Below are 17351 nucleotides of genomic sequence, written 5' to 3'. Positions count from 1 at the left end.
CGCTTCCCCGCGCCCCTGACGGGGCGCGGGGAAGCACTCCGCTACCTGTTGTCCACCACCGTGCGCAGCTTGCCGCTGGTCGGGGTGCGGTCGAGTGCCGCGCCGTCGACCGCTTCGACGGTGAAGGCGAGGAGCTTCTCGTCGATGGCGGTGTGCAGTTCCGGGTAGGCCGTCAAGAACGCCTCCCGCGCCGCGGCCACGTCCGTCGTGGGTGTGCGCTCCATGCGGACGGTGAGCGCCTCACGGGCGCCGTCGTTCGCCAGGACGATCTGCAGTTCGCCCACGAAGTGCAGGCTCTCCTCGGCGATCGCCACGAAGCGGCGGTAGTTGAGGAAGTACGTCGCGACGCGCATCACGTCGCCCAGCCGCCCGAGCAGTTCGAAGCGCGGGGAGTGGCTGCCGCAGGGGCAGCGGCCGGGCAGGGCGCGGCCGAGGTCGCCGATGACGTAGCGGTCGAGGTGCTGGCCGCGCCGGGCGCGGGTGGTGAAGACCAGCCGCCCGGTCTCCCCCGGCTCCACGGGCTCGTCGGAGGCGACGTCGAGGATCTCCAGGGTGTGCAGGTCGGCGTGGAGGTGGTGGACGCTGCCGGTGCTCTCGGTGCACTGGTAGCCCAGCGGGCCGAGGTCGGTGCTGCCGTAGGTGATGGAGTGGACGGCCTCGATGCCGAAGGTGTCGGCGAGGGTGCGCCGCTGCTCGTCGGTGAAGTGCTCACCGCCGTAGAAGATCTTGCGGATGCCGCCGTAGGAGCGCAGCAGCTCCTCCTGCTCGTGCAGGAGCTGCCACAGATAGGAGGGCATGCCGAAGAGGGTGTCGACCTCGTAGGCCACGATCGCCTCGGCGGTGGCCCGGTGGTCGGGGCCCGCGGCCATCGGTATCTGGACGCCGCCCAGCCGCTCCAGGATGGAGAAGAAGCTGATGAAGCTGCCGTACATGCCGCCGCAGTAGAAGAGGTTGGCGGTGCGGTCGCGTGCCGGGTCGTAGCCGGCGGCGAGCAGGCCGCGGGCGGCGGCGTGCATCTGGGTGTCGTAGTCGTCGTAGCTGAAGAGGGACAGGGCGGGGGCGCCGGTGCTGCCGCCGCTGCGGAAGTACAGCTCGGCGTCGCCGCGGGCGACGTCGCGGTTGCGCTCCTGGACGGCAGCCTTGTCCAGCAGCGGGCCGGTGGGCGCCGGGAAGTCGGCGGCTCGGGCCAGGTCGTCCAGGCAGGCGGTGGTGGCGAAGCGCTCGTCGGCCTGGACGGCGACGCGGCGGCTGTAGCGCTGGAGGGCGTAGACGCCGTCGTGGGGCTCGCCGGAGTAGCCGGCGGTCATCGCGCCCACGGGGGTGACGCGGGTGGCGCCCGCGGCCAGGACCGTGGCGGACAGCTCCGCGACGTCGGTGCGGCTGCCGGCGATGCCGGCGGTCTGCAGGTAGCGGCGCATGGGGCGCAGGGCGCCGATCAGGCCCTTGCGGGGCAGGGGCTTGACCCACACGCTGCGGTGCAGCGGGGAGGCGGTCAGCGCGGGCCGGGTGTCGGCCATGACGCGCCAGGAGCCGTCGGGGGCGGTGATGACCCGGGTCAGGCCGAGGTGTTCCTCGAGGCGGGCGATGAGCTCGGTGGTGGTGAGCTCGGCCTCCTCCGCCGGGTCGAGGTCCTCCGCGGCGGCCGCCGGCATCCCGGCGAGGACGGCGGCGAAGCGCTCCGCGAAGGCGAAGACCTCGTCGGCGTCCTCGGTGTCGAGGTAGACGACCTGGGGGCTGGAGCAGGCCTGCTGCTCGAAGAGGCACACGTCGGCGGCGAGGGCGGCGAGGGTCTCCTCGTCGGCCCACGCGTCGCGCGTGAGGTAGGCGAAGGAGATCTTGTGGCCCCACTCGACGAGCCGGCAGCCGGCCGGGACGTGGGCGGCGACGCCCTCGACGGCCGCCTCGCCGCCCCAGACGGCGACGGCGTCGGCCGGGGCGCACATGAGCTTGAGCCAGTCCTGGCGGCCGGAGGAGAAGCGCAGCACGATGACGCGCTCGGCGACGGCCCCCGTGGGGTCGAGGGCGGCGAGCTCGGCGAGGAGGTGCTGGGCGAGGAGGGTGTCGGCGCTGCTCGTCTTGAGGACGTTGACGTTGCCGGCGAGGAGGCCCTCGATCAGGCTGAGGGGGGCGACGGTCGCGGCGTTGCCGGGGGCGATGTGGGCGACGAGGCCGACGGGGGCCCACGCCTCGTAGACGGTCTCCTTGGCGTCGGGGCGGTTCAGGCGCTGCGGCGCGGTGCCGCCCAGTTCGCGGCGGAGCTTGCGGCCGAGCGCGTCGCGGCCGAGGAAGGCGGCGAGTTCGCCGAGGAGGCCGTCGGCGTCCTCACCCGCCGGCAGGTGGGGGGCGAGCCGGGCGCGGACGGGGTGGGCCGGGTCGCGCAGGGCGTTCGCGAGGCTGTCGCAGGCGGCCAGGAGGGTCTCGGTGTCGAGGGGGGACGCGAGCGCCTGCTCGACGGCCGCGGGCAGGGTCTCGAGGCGGCGTGCGGCCTCGTCGTCGCCGATGAAGGCGCCCTGCCAGTAGTGGTGGTTCATGGTCTCGGTCATGACATTCCCTTCATCAGCTCGGCGGCGGCCACCGCGCAGCTCTTGTTGCGGCTCACTCCGGCGCGGCCGTGAATGGTGAACCACGGAGTGTCCAGCTCGCAGCCGCACTCCTCGCCGGGGAGGAGGGAGGCGAGGTCGCCCATGACGACGCTCTGGGCGGGCACGGAGGTGATGTACGGGGAGACGAGGTGCAGGTAGCCCTTCTCTCCGTAGGACAGCGGTTCGAGGGTGCGGGTGGAGCGGATGAACACCCGGGACCACACCGGCGCGTGCAGGTTGTGGTGGGAGCACTCGATGTAGGGGATGCAGTGCTCGACGGAGCCGAAGGTGTCGCGGATCCGCTCGGAGGGGACGCCGAGCTGTTCGGTGACGCGGGCGTAGAGCTCGTGCTTGCCGATCTGCCGGTCGGTGTGGCCCTTCCAGCCGCCGCCCAGGATGATCAGCGAGCCCTCGGGCAGCTGCAGGGGCGGCAGGCCCATGGCGCGCATGCGCTCCAGGGTGAACCAGAGGAAGGCGGGGAAGCCCAGGATCCGGACCGGGGCGTCGTCCTCGGCGAAGCGGCGCAGCGCGGCGATGCAGCCGAAGGGGTCGAACTCGTGGCCGCCGCCGGTGTTGCGCAGGGCGTACTCGACCTGGCGGGCCGGGGCGAAGTCGCACAGGTAGTTGTCGGTGAAGGACGTGCCCAGCTTGAGGGAGGGGGCCGGCTCGTAGCTGTAGAGCAGGTAGTTGACGGGCTGGTCGGGGGTGATCCAGCCGTTGCGCTCGAAGATGCGGGCGACCATGCGCTGGGCGGAGCGGATGGTCCACTCGTCGAAGAACATCTGCGACTTCTGCCCGGTGGTGCCGGACGAGGTCAGGTGCAGGTGGACGTCCTCGCGGGGGATGGACAGCACTTCGTGGCGCTTGAAGAAGTTGGCGTGGACCAGGGGCGCGCCGTAGGGCGCGTCCGCGGCGGTGGCCGTGTGGAGGTCGTGGAAGAACGGAGAGCGCTCGCGGTGCCAGGCGTGGCTCTCGGCCATGGCGGCGGCGAAGAGCTCCTCCTCGGCGGGGCCGGAGGTGTAGGGGTCGGTCAGGTCGCACAGGCGCTGGACGTGTGCGAGCGCGTCCGGGTCGGGGACGGTGACCGGGGCGAGATGGGGGTTGAGGGGTGTGGTGAGTGTCATGAGGCAACCTCGCGTGAGGGCAGATACGTCGACGCCCAGGCCGATACGTAGGAATCCAGGAAGGGCTGCAGGGCCGCGTCGGCGACCAGGCCGCGGAAGTCGATCTGCTCGGTGGTCCGGGACATCACGACGTAGTCGTGGAAGCCGTCGCCCTCCCGGCGCATGGCCGGGTAGAGGGCGCTGGGGATGAAGCCCTGGGCGAGGCCCGCGGAGAGCAGGTCGTGCCGGTCCAGCGGGAGCAGCGCCTCGACGTAGCCGGCTCCGGCGCGGGTCAGGGCGCGGGTGATCGGTTCGAGGTGGGCGGCCGCGACGGCCGGGCCGGGGTGACCGGCGACGAGGGCGCAGTAGCCGCCGGCCCGGTTGAGGCAGGCGTAGACCTCGAAGCTCCCGTCGCCGGGGACGAGCAGCACGTTGGGGGTGTGCAGGGGGTAGAACCAGTGGCCGGCGTCGGGGAAGCGCTCGCGGAAGCGGCGGCGCACGAACGCCGGTGCCTCGATCATCTCCAGGTCCGCGGCCGCGGGTCCGGCGGGTGCCGGCGCCGGTGCGGTGGCCCGGGTGCGGGCGTAGCTGACGCCCAGGCTCTGCTCCGCGGTGCGCAGGAGGGGGACGAGCGGGGCGGGCACCTCGGCGACGGGGGCGCGGCGTTCCAGCACGCCGGGCGAGTAACGCGCGTAGAGCGCGAGGCTCTCGCGGCTGTGGACGTCGACGGCGTTGGGCAGGACGCCCATGGGGCGGAAGCCGTTGCGGGCGACGACGCGCTGGGGGCCTGCGCTGACGGTGCGGACCGTGGCGTAGACGGAGTCGAGGCGGCCGGCGTCCAGCGTGCGCCGGCACAGGGCCTCGGTGAGCAGGCCGGCGAGCCCCGAGCCGCGCTGGTCGGGGTGGACGGCGAGCCCTTCGAGGCGGCCGAGGCGGCTGCCGGGCTCGCTGTGCACCGCGGCGGAGCCGGTGAGGGCGCCGGTGCGCGGGCAGCGGGTGACGAGCCAGAGGGTGTGCGGGTCCTCGATGAGGCCGGCCATGACGGCGGGGTCGGTGCCGAGCGCCGTGGGGTAATGCGGGCCGTAGACGGCGTAGTAGAGCTGGCGCAGTTCGGCGATGTCGCCGGGGGTGGCCTGCTCGGCGGCTGGGGCGGGGACGGTCACCTCGCGCCTCCCGCGCGACCGGCCGCCGCCGGGATGCCGGGGTCCTCGGCGGGCTCGCCCGGGCGCCCTTGCGCGAAGGACGTGGCGGACGTGGCGGGCGTCTCCGACGGCCCGTCCGTGAACGGCCTCGCCGGCTTCTCCGCGGGCTCTCCGGTGGACAGCGGAGCAGGCTCGCCCGCAGGCTTCTCCGCGGAGCCGCCCGCAGGGCCCTCGCGCAGCAGCGCCAAGGCGCACGCCGCCGGGACGAGACCCGCGGCCTGGATCAGGCACAGGGTCTGGGGCGAGAGGTGGTCGCCCAGCAGGCCGAACAGCAGCGAGGCCAGGGGGAAGGTCGCGCCGAGCACGGCCTGCATGACCGCGAAGAAGGCGGGCTTGTCGGCGGCGGGCACGAGGCGCTGGAAGAGGGCTACGAAGCGCACGCCGATGACACCGACGCACCAGCCGGTCACGGCGAGGCTGCCCGCGATGACGGGCCGTTCGCCGGCGATGCCGGGGACGGCGAGGGCGAGGGCCATCGCGCCGAGGCAGGCGGAGCCGACGACGGTGGGCCGTCCCGGGATGCGCGCGCCGGTGAAGGAGCCGATGAGGGTGCCGGTGCCGAGGGCCGCTTCGAGCAGGGCGACCGTCGCTCCGTCGCCGTGCAGCACGGACTTGGTGTAGAGCGGCATCACGATGAACACGGCCGTGGTGAAGAGGTTGGCCGCGGTGAAGCAGATCAGGATGGCGCGGACGAACGGCAGTCCGGACAGGACCTGGCGCAGCGTGCGCGGGCCGGTCCCCTCGCCCGCCTCCCCCTCGCCCTCGGCCGCGGCCGGGGTGCGGAAGCGGACGGTCGCGATGAGTACGGCGGCGGCCGCGTAGGCCGCGGCGCACCCGGCGGCGAGGCCGGGGATCCCGGCGCGGTCGACGATGAGGGCGCCGAGCAGGGCTCCGCCGAGGCTCGCAAGGGACTGGGTGGACAGTTCGAAGCCGGTGGCGGCCTCGATGTCCTCGTCGTCGACGAGTTCGGGGACGGAGGTGGTCAGGCAGGGGTCGAAGAAGGCCTGGCAGGTGGCGAGCGCGAGGGTCGCGGCGTAGGCGGCCGCGATGGGCAGGTCGCTCGCGTAGGCCCAGACGGCGAGGGCCGTGGCCGCGACGGCGGCGCCGCCGGCCGCGGTGCGCAGCACGGAGCGGTGGGCGAAGCGTCCGACGGCCCGGGCGACGACGGGGGCCAGGGCCACGGCGGGCACGGTGCTGACCGCCATGAACAGGCCCGAGGCGAGCCCGTTGCCGCCGGAGACGGCGTAGGCGACGAGCCACCAGGAGACGCCGACCTGGAACATGCGGACGGCGGCCTGGGTGAGCACCTGGCCGAGCCACACGGCGCCGAAGGCGCGGTTGCGCAGGACCAGCGGCAGCCGGCGGCCGGTGCCGGCCGTCGGGGCGGCGGTCATGCCGTGGGCCTTTCGTCGATGACGCGGACGAGCTTGCCGGAGCGCTGGTTGACGGTGAGGTCGCGGTGGCGTACCCACTCGACGGAGAGCGGGTGGACGAAGCCGGTGGCGACGGCGTCGGGGTAGAACGGGCGGGCCTCGGCGAGCTCGGTCACGACGGACTTGGCGAGGACGTCCAGCCCGGCCGGGTCCTCGTCGCCGGGGGCGGTGGCCAGGCGCAGCACGAGGCCGTCGCGGCCGTCCCAGCGGCGGACGACGAGCTGCATGCCCACGACGCGGCCCTCGGTGTCCGCCGCGGCGACGGCGCCCTGGGCGTCCTGGGAGTACAGGGAGACGGGGCCGACGCGCACGCCTTCCTCGGCGCGGCCGAGGATGCGGAAGACGCCCGCCTCGGGGTCGGTCCACTCGGCGCGGTCGCCCGCGGGGTAGCGGATGACGGGCATGAGGCGGCGGAAGAGCTGGGTGACGACCACGCGTCCGGGGCGTCCGGCCTCGCGGATGGGCTCGTCCGTGGCGTCGTCGAGGATCTCGACGACGGTGTGCGGGGCGAAGGCGCGGTGGACGCGGGCGTCGGGGCCCGGCACGGGGCGGCCGAGCAGGCCGGCGTCGACGCTGGCGTAGCCGAGGGAGCGGGGCTCGGCGTTGGGGAAGGCGCCGGCGAGGAGGCGGCGCTGGTCGGCGAAGAGCGCCTCGCCGCCGAAGAACAGCAGCTCGACGGAGGGGAGCTGCTCGCCGGCGGCGATCAGGTGCTCGGCCAGGCGGCACAGCGTGGTCGGGGTGCCGGCCACGATCTGGGCGGCGAAGTCGCGCAGCGTGGGGACGGTCGTCTCCAGCGGGGCGGCGCCGCCGATGGGCAGGCGCACGCTGCCCACGGGGGCGTGGGAGAGGGAGTCGAGGATGAAGAGGAAGCTGGCGTAGAGCTCGCCTGCGTAGAAGAGGTCCGCGACCCGGTGGCCGGGGCGCAGCCCGGCGTCGACGAGGCCGTGGCCGAAGGCGGTCACGAACTCCCGCCATTCCTCGCGGGTGTAGCAGGAGAATTTGGGTGCGCCGGTGGTGCCGCCGGTCTTGAAGACCGAGGCCTCGTCGAGCGGGGCGGTCAGGACGCGATTGCCGTGGAGGGTATTGGCGGCCCAGAAAGCGCTCTGGTCCACCACCGGCAGATCGGTGAGGCAGTCCACATCCGGCGGAAGGTCCGCGTAGAGGTCCGCATAGAACGGGGAGTTGTGACGGACATAACGTATGAGGTCCGATAGCTGATGGACGGGCATGCTGCCTTTGCCTAGCTCAGAGAATGAGGGATGGGGGTTCCGGCCGGGCGGGGCAGGTACGCTCGCCGCCCTCCGGTTGACTGTTCAACGGGAACGCGTGCACCACGCTCTCGTGAAGCGCCGGCAGTCCGCCTGACGCGCGGTCACAATGATGGAACACGGCCGAACGTCCTGCAAAATCGGTCGCCCGCGGACGGGTTCGGATGGCTGGAAACAGCGGCCATTCAGCGGTGTTGCAGCTCACACCCGGGCACCGTTCGCCACCGCGAACAGCACCGCCTCGAATGCGGGCCGGGAAACGGGCCGGACGGAGATTGGCCGGAGCGCCTCGCAAGGTGACCTCGGGTAACAGCTGCCGCCCGGCCAGCTCGCAGCCCCGCCCGGCGGGCGCGAAGCGCGTGCACCCCTTACCAAGTTGACAACTTCCACGGCGTCGTGTGGACCAACCACGCGGGCTGTGTGAGCGTTGCACAAGGACAGCGGATCTCGTCAGGAAGTCGCCGGGAACTCGTCAACGAGCATTTCCCTGCGGAGTGCCGGCAGCTCCGCGAACGCCCGCACGGACCCGTGCGCGGCCTTCTGCGAAAGCATCCCGGCCCCTGACTTCCGCCGCTCCTTCATGCATCCGCACTCGCCCGGACGAACGGAATTGAGACGCATGCGTATTCAAGAATCAGTGGCCCTCGTCGGCATCGGCTGCCGCTTCCCCGGCGGTATCGACTCCCCCGAATCCTTCTGGGACTTCCTGGCCGGCGGCAAGGTATCGGTGGAATCCACGCCGGAGGACCGGTGGCGCGCCTACACAAAGATTAGCCCGGAGTTCACCGAGGCGTTGCGCAGGGCCGAACGCCCGGGCAACTTCATCGGGGACGTCGACGGTTTCGACGCCGAGTTCTTCGGTATCGCGCCGCGCGAGGTCGAGCTGATGGACCCCCAGCAGCGGCTGGTGCTGGAAGTCGCCTGGGAGGCGCTGGAGCACGCCGGCATGGCGCCCCGCTCGGTGGCCGGCTCCGACGCCGGGGTCTACATCGGCACCTGCTCGGACGACTACGGGCGCCGGCTGCTGGAGGACCTGCCGCGGATCGAGCCCTGGACCGGCATCGGCGCCCAGCTGACCGGCATCGCCAACCGGGTCTCGCACGTGCTGGACCTGCACGGGCCGAGCTTCGTCCTGGACTCGGCCTGCTCCGCCTCCCTGGTGGCCGTGCACCTGGCCTGCCAGTCCCTGCTGGCGGGCGAGACCTCGCTCGCGCTGGCGGGCGGCGTGAACATCATCCTCTCGCCCGCCTACACCCTCACCCTCGAAGCGGCCGGCGCGCTCTCCCCCGACGGGCGCAGCAAGCCCTTCGACGCGGAGGGCGACGGCTACGGCCGGGCCGAGGGCTGCGGGGTGCTGGTCCTCAAGCGGCTGTCGGACGCGCAGCGCGACGGCGACCGGGTGCTGGCCGTGATCAAGGGTAGCGCCGTCGCACAGGACGGCCGTACCAGCGGCATCATGGCCCCGAACCCCGACGCGCAGCGCGACCTGCTCCGGCTGGCCTGGGAGAAGGCCGCGGGCCTGGACCCGGCGACGGCCGGCTACATAGAGGCGCACGGCACCGGCACCCGGCTCGGCGACCCCGTCGAGGCCTCGGGGCTGCACGCGGTCTTCGGTGCGGGCCGCCCCGCCGACAAGCCCTGCTGGATCGGTTCGGTGAAGTCCAACATCGGGCACGCCGAGCCCGCCTCGGGCGTCGCGGGCATCATCAAGGCGACGCTGATGCTGCAGCGCGCCGAGATGGCGGCGACGGTCCTCACCAGCGAGCCCAGCCCGGACATCCCGTGGGAGGAGTGGGGGCTGCGGCTGGTGACCGAGCACCAGGTCTGGCCCAAGGGCGATACCCCGCGGCGCGCGGGCGTCTCGGGGTACGGCTACGGCGGCACGATCGGCCACGTCGTCCTGGAGGAGGCGCCCGAGCCGGCCGAGGAGAGCGAGGAGGAGCCGCTGCCGGGCGCGCCGCGGCTCTTCCCGCTGTCCTACCGCTCCCGGGCGGGCGTCGCCGAGTACGCGTGCCGGCTCGCCGACTGGCTGGAGCGGCACCCCGACACCCCCCTGAGCTCGGTCGGCCACACGCTGGCCACCCGCCGCTCCCACCTCGACCACCGGGTCACGGTGGTGGCGGACGGCCGGGCGGAGCTGGTGGCCGCCCTGCGGGCCGTCGCCGCCGAGGAGGCGCAGGAGCAGGAGCTGGACAACGTCGCCGAGGGCACCGTCCGCCCGGGTCCGGGCGTGGGGACGGTGTGGGTCTTCTCCGGGCACGGCTCGCACTGGTCCGGTATGGCCCGCGAACTGCTCGCGGGTAACGCGGTGTTCGCGGACGTCATCGACCGCCTGGAGCCGGTGTTCCGCACCGAGCTGGGCTTCTCGCCGCGGCAGGCCATCGTCTCCGGGGACTTCGAGGCCGTCGACCGTGCCCAGTCGATGATCTTCGCGGTGCAGGTCGCACTCGCCGAGGTGTGGCGCTCCTACGGCCACCGGCCGGCCGCCGTCATCGGCCACTCCGTGGGCGAGATCGCCGCGGCCGTCGTCGCCGGGGCGCTGTCCCTGGAGGACGGCGCCCGGCTCAGCGGGCGCAGGTCCTCGCTGCTGCGCCGGGTCGCCGGCAAGGGCGCCATGGCCATGGCGGGCCTGCCCTTCGAGGAGGTGGCCGCCCGTCTCGAAGGGAACGCCGAGGTCTGCGCCGCGATCGCCTCCTCCCCCGCCTCGGCCGTGGTCTCGGGCGACGCGGAGGCCGTCGCCGCGCTCGTGCGGGACTGGGGAGCAAAGGGCGTGCCCGTCCGCAGCGTCAACTCCGACGTCGCCTTCCACAGCGCCCACATGGACCCGCTGACGGAGGGCCTGCGCGAGGCCCTCACGGACCTGCAGCCGCGCACGCCGCAGGTGACCCTCTACAGCACGGCGCTCGACGACCCGCGGGCGCAGGTGCGCCACGACGCCGGCTACTGGGTGGCCAACCTGCGCAACCCCGTCCGCCTCGCCCAGGCCGTCACCGCCGCCGTCGAGGACGGCCACCGCCGCTTCCTGGAGGTCTCGCCCCACCCGGTCGTCTCCCACTCGATCGGCGAGACCCTGGCCCACCTGGACGTGACGGGCGGCCACGTCGCCCACACCCTGCGCCGCGACCGGCCCGAGCTGCGCACGCTGCTTGTGAACCTGGCCTCGCTGCACAGCCACGGCGCCGAGGTCGACTGGAGCGCACAGTACCCGGCGGGCCGGATCGCGGAGCTGCCCCCGATCGCCTGGCAGCACCGCCGCTACTGGACCGACGCCGTGCTGCCCGCGGGCGCCGTCGTCGCCCACGGGCACGACGTCACCGGGCACACGCTGCTGGGCCCGCCGGTCGACGTCGCGGCCTCGACACCGCTGCGCATCTGGAACACCTATCTGGACGACGCCGTCCGGCCGTTCCCCGGCGGGCACGCGCTGCACGGCACCTCGATCGTCCCGGCCTCCTCGATCATCCACACGTTCCTGGAGGCCGCGCCCGGGCAGGGCGGCAGCAAGGCGCTGTTCGACGTCTCGCTGAAGTTCCCGGTCGCGCTGGCGATCCCGCGTGAGGTACAGGTCGTGCAGGAGGGGCTGACGCTGCGGCTGAGCACGCGGCCGGCGGGCCCGTCCGGCACCTCCGGCCCCGGCAACTGGCTGACCCACACCACCTCGTCCACCATGGCCGCGGACGCCCCGCCGTTCCCGGCCGGCATGCTCTCCGTGACGCCGCCCCGGGACCTGGCGGCGGCGGACCCGTCGGTCGTGATCGGGCGCCTGGACGCGATCGGCGTGGAGGGCATCGCCTGGCCGTGGACGGTCGAGGAGCTGCTGACGGGCGACGGCGTCATCCGCGCCCGGGTGCACGCGCCCGCCGTGCCCGGCGACCAGGTCACGTGGGCGCCGCTGCTGGACGCGGCCCTCGGCATCGTCCCGGTCATCTACGGCGGCCCGCCCACGGTGCGGATGCCCGCCCACATCCGCGAGGTCCGCGTGGTGGGCGAGGCCCCCGAGACCGGCTGGGTCGACATCCGGCTCGTGGACCCGGCGACGGACACCGTCGACATCGTCATCAGCGACGAGCAGGGGCAGTTGCGCGCGTGGCTGCCGGGCACCCGCTTCGGGGCGCTGCACGAGAACGGGTCTGCGGCGGACGGCGACGCGGCGGCGGACGGCCCGGAGCCGCTGTCCGCGGACGGCGCGGCGGCCTCCGCCGAGGACGACCCGGCGCGCTGGCGGGAGCTGCCGGCGGACGTGCTCGCCGCCCGTGTCGGTGAGGAGATCATCGGCCGGCTCGCCCGGGAGATGAAGATGCCGGCCGGTGAGCTGGACCCGGAGCGGCCGCTGACCGACCTCGGGCTCGACTCGGTGATGTCGATGCGGGTCTGCGCCCAGCTGGAGAAGCTGCTCGGTGTGCGGCTGCCGGTGACGGTGCTGTGGAACTACCCGACGGCGAAGGGGCTGGCGGGCTACGTCACCTCCGTCCTCGCCCCGCAGGACGAGCCGGCGGGGGCCCCCGCCGCGTAGCGGCCGGCGGGAGGACGGACCGCACAGGCGGCCCGTGCGCGGTGCCCGGCCGGGCCGCGCACGGGCCGCCGTGCGAGTCGGCAGCGCTTGCGGCGGACGGCTAGACCAGCGGGGTAAGGAACCGTTCCGGCTGGCAGGCCTCGCAGGGATGGGCGTTGCGCGCGAGGAGCTCTTCACGGGCCTGCGCGGTGGACATGGTCCTCTCGCCCCCCTTCGGTACCCAGCATCCGGCGTGATGCACCTCGTGCATGTTCCTGCCGGATCCGCGGTGCGTGGTGACCGGCCACACGGCGTGCTCCATGTCGGCCCGGTACGGCGGGCGGCCGTCCCCCGTGGAGCCGCCGGAGGCGGCGGGGTCCTCCTCCATGTACTCGTCGTCGGTGAGGATTTGCAGGACCACGGCGCGGACCCAGTCGCGCGGGTCCATCCCCGACTCCTGCGCGGCCGCCGTGATGAGGGCGAGTTCGTCGTCGCTGAAGAGCTGCTCCATGCCGCGCGACGGTAGCAGCGCAGGGGGCTCGGCGGGGGGTGGTTGCGCAGGTCGCAGTACCGGTGCGCGGAGTACCCGCGCGGTGCCCGGCGACGGTTCCCGGCAGCCGTGAGATTAGCCCGAAGGAGTGACGTCGGGGGGCGGCTCGGCCGGCCGGTGGCCCACCGGTCCGCGACCGGGCTCATCGGATCGTTGATCGCAAAGGGCGGTCCGGGACCGGAACCTCCCCTAGGCTCCAGGACGTCCCTGACAGAACCGGACGAGCGGTTTCCGCTCGCAGGAGCCTGACCGAAGATCCCGAAGCGTCCGGATCGCGCGGCAGAACTGACGCGCCAAAAGCTTCGGGCTTCCAAACGAACAGACCGGATGGTTCGGTACCGCTGCCAAATGATCTCGGTACCCGTACCGGTACGGACCGTGCTGTCCGCGCTGCCCTCCGCACCCATGCTGTGACTGCGCCCTGGGGTTCGGGGCGTGCTCGTTCTACGGGAGGAAGCAGTGCCCAAAACACTCAATGGGGAGGACACCCCGTTGCACGGAGCGTCGGTGGAACCGCCGGAGGGGCCCGTGGGCATCAGAGCCCGCGTCGAGATCCCCGTGCAGCGGGCCGACGGGGCCTGGACGCCCGGCCAGATGGTGACGTTCACCGGGCTCGGCGACGGGCTCGAGCACGTGGCGGTGCAGTTCGGACCGATCGCGGACGTCCCGCTGGTCCGGCTGCACTCCGAGTGCCTGACCGGTGACGTCTTCGGCTCCGCGCGGTGCGACTGCGGCCCTCAGCTGACCGAGTCGATGCAGCTGCTCGCCGCTTCCGGCGGCGTCCTGCTCTACCTGCGCCAAGAGGGCCGGGGCATCGGGCTGTACAACAAGCTCGACGCCTACCGCCTGCAGGACCAGGGCCTGGACACGTTCGCCGCCAACCGCGAGCTGAACTTCTCGGACGACCTGCGGGACTACCGCTCGGCCGCCCAGATGCTGCAGGCCCTCGGGGTGACGCGGATCAGGCTGCACACCAACAACCCCGACAAGGCCGCGCAGCTCGCCTCGTACGGGATCGAGGTCCTCGAACAGGTCCGTACCGGAATCTTCCGTAACGAGAACAACGACCACTACCTGCGCGCCAAGGCCGAGTACGGCGGCCACTCGATCGAACTCGTGGAAGGAACAGCGTGATCCAGCACCGGGGACCCATCAGCGGCATCGCGGCGTGGCAGGACGCCTACGTCGCCACCGCCGGCTACGACAACCAGGTCATCTGCTGGGACCAGCGGACCGGAACGGCCATCGCCCGCTCCTTCCACGACCACCTGGCCAACCAGTGCTCGTTCTCGCCGGACGGACGCCACCTGGTGACCTCCTCCAGCGACTACACCGCCCGCCTGTGGACAGTGCCGGACCTGCGCCTGGTCGCGGTCCTCGCCGACCAGGAGGACGACGTGGAGATGTCCGTCTTCCACCCGTCCAAGGAGCTCATAGCCACCGCCTCCCGCGACCACCGGGTGCGGGTCTACGACTTCACGGGCAAGCTCGTCGCCCGCTTCACCGGCCACACCGCCGACGTCATCTCGGTGGAGTGGGCCCGCGACAGCGACGAGCTCATCTCCTCCAGCGACGACGGCACCATCAAGCGCTGGTCCCTGGAGACCGGCGGGCTGATCGCCGACCTCGACATGGACGGCATCGAGACCGACACCATCGCCATCTCCTCCGGCGGCACCATCTTCGCGGGCAACGACGAGGGGCAGATCATCGTCGTCGGCCCCACCGAGCGCACCGTCCTGCCGGCCCACGAGGCGGGCATCAAGCGCCTGGTCCTGGACGACGCCCGCAATCTGCTGGTCAGCCTCAGCTACGACCGCACCATGCAGCTGTGGGACGTCGCCTCGGGGATCCCCGAGCGGCGCGACACCACCGCCCTGCCCGACGACGTCTGGCCCCGCTCCTGCGCCTTCGCCGGCGGCTCCCGGCTGGTCTTCGCGACCTTCGGCGCCGGCTACCGCGGCTACGACTACGAGGGCAAGGCCTGGGACGTCGCCGAGGTGCCGCCCACCCAGGGCGTCAACGCCGTGCTGCCCACCGCCTCCGGCACGCTGACCATCGGCGACGCGGGCATCGTGCACCGCGGTGACACCGGCGTCGTACACCACGAGGGCGAGGTCGTGGCCCGCACCGGCAGCCTGTGCAACTTCCTCACCCCGCTCGGCGGCCTGGTGCTCTCCGGCGGCCAGCTCGGCAAGGTCTTCGACGCCCTGACCGGCCGTGAGCTCCACCAGCACCGCTCCCCGCTCAACTGCGGCGCGGCCTTCGAGCGCGACGGCGCCTCCTACGCGGTCGTCGGCGCCTACACCGGCGAGGGCCTGCTGCTGCGCCTGACCGGCGACGGCGAGGCCGAGCACGTCAAGGACCTGCCGCTGCACACCAACGCCGTCAAGGGCGTCGCGGTCTCCGGCGACTTCATCTTCTCCGTGGCCGCCGACGCCTCCGCGACCTGGTACCGCATCTCGGACCTCACCGAGGTCGCCACGCTCGAGGACGCGCACGACCGGATCGCCAACGGCTGCGCGGGCCTGGGCGACGGCTGGTTCGCCAGCGTCAGCCGCGACCTGAAGCTGCGCATCTGGGACCCGCAGCAGCGCGCCGAGGTGCTCGACACCCCGCACACCCACTCCATCAAGTGCGTCGCCGCCTCCGGCGACGGCCGCGTGGTCGCCTCCGGTGCCTACAACGGCCGCATCGCGCTCTACGACCGCACCGCCGGTAAGTGGACCACCGTCGTCCGCCCGACCACCGCGGGCATCTCGTCCCTCACCTGGGACACCGAGCGCAAGGCCTTCGCCGCGTCCTCCTACGACGGCCAGGTGTACTACACGCCCGTCGTCTAGCACGGGCACCCGCACCGGTCGCGGGGGAGGCGAGGACTGCTCGCCCGCCTCCCCCGCGACCGCCCCATGCCCGGACCCGCTTCAGCACCAGCAACACCAGCACCAGAACACGACAGGACCGTGCACCGATGGGCGCAAGCCACTCCATAGCCGACCGGTATACGGTCGAACGCACCGAAGCCGCACCGCTCGACGAGGCCCTCTACGCCGCCGTCCTGCACAGCGACTTCCGCGACCACTACGCCCGCGGCCGCGACGTCTGGACCGGTGAGGAGGCGATGCGGCAGGCGCCGCGCCTGCTCATGGACGCCCTTCGCCACCGGACCGGCGCCGCCGGCCCCGCCCACGTGCTCGACATCGGCGCCGGCCGCGGCCGCGACGCCGGGCTCCTGCTCGCCGCCGGACACCGGGTCACCGGCATCGACCTCGTCGTCTCCCCCGAGTGGGAGACCCTCACCCGCCGCCACCCCGGCCGCGCCCGCTTCCTCGCCACCGCCGCCCTAGACCTGCCCGGCACCGCGCAGTACGACGCGGTGCTGGACAACGGGTGCTTCCACCACCAGCACCCCGGCGCGTACGGCCCGTACCTGCGCCGCGTCCGCGAACTGCTGCGCCCCGGCGGCCTCCTCACGCTCTCCGTCTTCCACGCGGCGGACGGCAGGGGCGGCCTCTACGCCAACGAGGGCAGCCGCCTCTACCGCGAGTTCACCGAGGACGAGCTGACCGCGCTGGCAGCCGGCCACGGGTTCGCCCTCGTGGGGATGCGCCAAGTGCCCCGCGCCGTCGGGGACCTCACCTATCTGGTGAGCACGTTCCGCCGCGCCGGAGACCGCTTCCGGCCGGCCGGAAGCCCCTTCCGACCGTCCACGGGAGACCAGTCATGACCTGCAGCACGCCGCCGGTCGTCCTCACCAACCCCAACACCCTGACCGACCGCGCCGCGATGGGCCTGCCCGACGCCTTCGTCTCGCGCGGCCCGCAGTACCTCCTGGCCGGCCACCGCGACCTGCTCACCGCGGCGCCGGACACCCTCGTCGCGATCGCGGAGGAGCCCGCCGAGCCGTTCGCCCGCCGCCACGCCGCCGGCACCGTCCTCGGCCTCGTCGGCGATCCGCGGATCCGTCCCGAGGACCCCCCGATGGCCGATGTGCCGGCCGCCCGGGTCCGCCTCGGCCTGGAGCCGGGCGAGGTGGGCGCGGTCACCGCCCGCTGGAGCCATGCCGGGGTCGAGGAGGAGTGGATCGCCAAGGAGTCCCCCGTCTACGAGGCGGACCTCGCGGCCTTCCGGATCGCCCTGTACCCCGTCACCAACGCCGAGTACCGCCTGTTCCTGGAGGACACCGGCGGCACCGGGCTGCCGACCGCCTGGCGCTTCGGCGTCTACCCCGAACAGCTCGCCAACCACCCCGTGTGGACCGTGGCCCCCGAGGCCGCCGACGCCTACGCGGCCTGGCTCGCGGCCCGCACCGGGCGCGCCTTCCGGCTGCCGACCGAGGCCGAGTGGGAGTACGCCGCCTCCGGCGGGGACGGCCGCGACTTCCCCTGGGGCGACGACTTCCGGCCCGGGGCCGCCAACACCGTCGAGGAGGGCCCCCTGGCGACCACGCCGATCGGTGTCTTCCCCGGCGGCCGCTCGCCGTTCGGCGTGCACGACCTCGCGGGCAACGTCGAGGAGTACGTGGCCGACGACTACGCCGCCTACCCCGGCGGGGAGGAGATCGCCGACGACCTCGCCGTGGCCCAGGGCGACTACCGGATCGCCCGCGGCGGCAGCTTCACCCGCTTCGGCGACCTCACCCGCGTCCGGCGCCGGCACGGCTGGTACAAGCGCGAGATCTACGCCATGGGCTTCCGCCTCGCGGAGACGCCGTGACGGCC

General features: G+C 73.3%; 11 protein-coding genes. 5 read left to right on the top strand and 6 right to left on the bottom strand.

All coding sequences use genetic code 11. The annotated features are described in order from the left end of the window. Positions 1-41: 41 nt before the first annotated feature. Genes FGW37_RS30390 through FGW37_RS30370 form a run of 5 tightly spaced genes read right to left on the bottom strand, consistent with a single transcriptional unit; the run spans position 42 to position 7549 of the window. On the bottom strand, positions 42-2543 hold the full coding sequence (locus FGW37_RS30390) for an aldehyde dehydrogenase family protein (RefSeq protein WP_218650617.1): 2502 nt from the start codon (positions 2541-2543) through the stop codon (positions 42-44). After that, positions 2540-3706, bottom strand: a complete 1167-nt coding sequence (locus FGW37_RS30385; protein ID WP_179083996.1) for a LuxE/PaaK family acyltransferase — start codon at positions 3704-3706, stop codon at positions 2540-2542. The genes FGW37_RS30390 and FGW37_RS30385 overlap by 4 nt, the downstream gene beginning before the upstream one ends. Next, positions 3703-4848: a GNAT family N-acetyltransferase gene (locus FGW37_RS30380; protein WP_179083995.1), complete on the bottom strand. Its 1146-nt coding sequence runs from the start codon at positions 4846-4848 to the stop codon at positions 3703-3705. The genes FGW37_RS30385 and FGW37_RS30380 overlap by 4 nt, the downstream gene beginning before the upstream one ends. Next, on the bottom strand, positions 4845-6281 hold the full coding sequence (locus tag FGW37_RS30375; protein WP_179083994.1) for an MFS transporter: 1437 nt from the start codon (positions 6279-6281) through the stop codon (positions 4845-4847). Before FGW37_RS30375 ends, FGW37_RS30380 begins: the two co-directional genes overlap by 4 nt. Continuing rightward, a complete protein-coding gene (locus tag FGW37_RS30370; RefSeq protein ID WP_179083993.1) occupies positions 6278-7549 on the bottom strand; it encodes a phenylacetate--CoA ligase family protein in 1272 nt (423 codons plus the stop codon). Before FGW37_RS30370 ends, FGW37_RS30375 begins: the two co-directional genes overlap by 4 nt. Positions 7550-8207: 658 nt before the next feature. Here FGW37_RS30370 and FGW37_RS30365 point away from each other — a divergent pair. Further along, complete coding sequence (locus tag FGW37_RS30365; RefSeq protein ID WP_179083992.1) at positions 8208-12101, top strand: type I polyketide synthase; 3894 nt, start codon at positions 8208-8210, stop codon at positions 12099-12101. Between the two features lie 100 nt (positions 12102-12201). Here FGW37_RS30365 and FGW37_RS30360 read toward each other — a convergent pair whose 3' ends face one another. After that, positions 12202-12591: a DUF6233 domain-containing protein gene (locus FGW37_RS30360; protein ID WP_179083991.1), complete on the bottom strand. Its 390-nt coding sequence runs from the start codon at positions 12589-12591 to the stop codon at positions 12202-12204. A gap of 567 nt (positions 12592-13158) precedes the next feature. Here FGW37_RS30360 and FGW37_RS30355 point away from each other — a divergent pair. From FGW37_RS30355 to FGW37_RS30340, 4 genes are all read left to right on the top strand, one after another. Then, positions 13159-13764, top strand: a complete 606-nt coding sequence (locus FGW37_RS30355) for a GTP cyclohydrolase II (protein WP_246430647.1) — start codon at positions 13159-13161, stop codon at positions 13762-13764. Further along, positions 13761-15473 carry a WD40 repeat domain-containing protein gene (locus FGW37_RS30350; RefSeq protein ID WP_179083989.1) on the top strand — a complete coding sequence of 571 codons (1713 nt, stop codon included), beginning with the start codon at positions 13761-13763 and terminating at the stop codon, positions 15471-15473. The genes FGW37_RS30355 and FGW37_RS30350 overlap by 4 nt, the downstream gene beginning before the upstream one ends. A 128-nt stretch (positions 15474-15601) precedes the next feature. Beyond that, entirely contained in the window at positions 15602-16357 is a 756-nt protein-coding gene (locus FGW37_RS30345; protein WP_179083988.1) for an SAM-dependent methyltransferase, read from the top strand. After that, entirely contained in the window at positions 16354-17346 is a 993-nt protein-coding gene (locus FGW37_RS30340) for a formylglycine-generating enzyme family protein (RefSeq protein ID WP_179083987.1), read from the top strand. The genes FGW37_RS30345 and FGW37_RS30340 overlap by 4 nt, the downstream gene beginning before the upstream one ends. The last annotated feature ends 5 nt before the right edge of the window (positions 17347-17351 follow it).

The sequence above is a fragment of the Streptomyces rectiverticillatus genome (genome assembly GCF_013394065.1).
GTDB lineage: Bacteria > Actinomycetota > Actinomycetes > Streptomycetales > Streptomycetaceae > Streptomyces > Streptomyces rectiverticillatus.
The sequence above is the reverse complement of the archived record's forward strand: the minus strand, read 5'-3'. Positions and strand labels throughout refer to the sequence as shown.